Origin of the sequence: Roseicyclus sp., assembly GCF_052168335.1 — a bacterium.
Lineage (GTDB): Bacteria > Pseudomonadota > Alphaproteobacteria > Rhodobacterales > Rhodobacteraceae > Roseibacterium.
Genome location: NZ_JBQLZP010000446.1, coordinates 1 through 1,090, shown reverse-complemented (window position 1 = coordinate 1,090; position 1,090 = coordinate 1). Strand labels below are relative to the sequence as shown.

The window sequence follows — 1,090 nt, the reverse complement described above, 5'->3', positions numbered from 1 at the left end:
CCGAGGAAGGTCATGGCGTCGGCCATCGGGGCCACGTTCGAGTCGAACCCCTCGTTGCCCGCGGCGTCCCAGTGGTCGAACTCCGCCTGGCCGGTCACGTAGCGGGCATTGGCGAAGGTGGGCGCGCCTTCGGTCATCATGCCGCCGATGTGATCGCCGTGCATGTGGGTGAAAACGACGATGCTCACCTGGTCGGGCGAATAGCCCGCGCTCGCCAGCGCCTCGACCGTCGCCGCGGAGTTGAGCCCCGTGTCGAAGAGCACCAGCTCGCTGCCCGTGTTCACCAGCGTGGGCGTGAAGAAGAACTGCGAGGTCTCGGTCGAGAGGAAGTTCTCGCGGCTCACCTCGGCGAAGTCCTCGGCGGAGACGTTGGTGCCGAAGATCGTCTGCGGCTCCTCGCGCGGGGTTGTTCCGGCGAGGATCGTCGTCACCTCGAAGCCGCCGATCATGAAGCGGCGGTGGCGCGCGAAGCTCGCGCCCATCATCGGCGCCTGGGCCTGCGTCGCGCCGGCGAGCGCGCCCGCGAGCGGCAGCGCCGCCCCCGAGGCGATAAGCGTGCGGCGGGTCAATCCGGTCATGGTCGGGTCCTCCTGTCGGTTGGTGTGGCGCAGGAGCTAGCGCGCACCCGCGGGACCGACCTTCACGGCCGCGTGACCGTCACGCACGCCGCCGCACAGGACCTGTGCAGGCGTGCAGGGGGGCGCTCACTCCCACCAGGGGTCGATCTGGGCGATGTCCTCGTCGCTCCAGCCGAAATGGTGAGCGAGCTCGTGGACCAGGACGTGGGTGACGAGTTCGCCGAGGCTGACGTTGCCGCGGTCGGACCATTCGTCGAGCATCGGCCGCCGGAACAGCCAGATCGTGTCGGGCTGGCCCGGCTGGTCCATCACCGACTTCTCGGTGAGGGGGATGCCGTCGTAGAGGCCGGTCAGCTCGAAGGGATCCTCCACGCCCATGTCGAGGAGGATGCGGCGCGGCGCGAAATCCTCGACCCGGATGACGACCTGCCGCGCCGCCGCCTGGTAGGGCTGCGGCAGCATGGCGAGCGCACCGTCCGCCAGCGCCTCGATCTCGCCGAGGCCGGGGGCCA

At 69.9% G+C, this 1,090-nt stretch carries 2 protein-coding genes; both read right to left on the bottom strand.

Annotation, left to right across the window (positions count from 1 at the left end):
* Window positions 1-578: MBL fold metallo-hydrolase (locus tag ACTS11_RS13590; RefSeq protein WP_442640843.1), on the bottom strand; the 578-nt coding region annotated here is incomplete at its 3' end.
* A gap of 126 nt (window positions 579-704) precedes the next feature.
* Window positions 705-1,090, bottom strand: a 386-nt coding sequence (locus ACTS11_RS13585; RefSeq protein ID WP_442640842.1) for a metallopeptidase family protein, incomplete at its 5' end; no start/stop codon positions are given.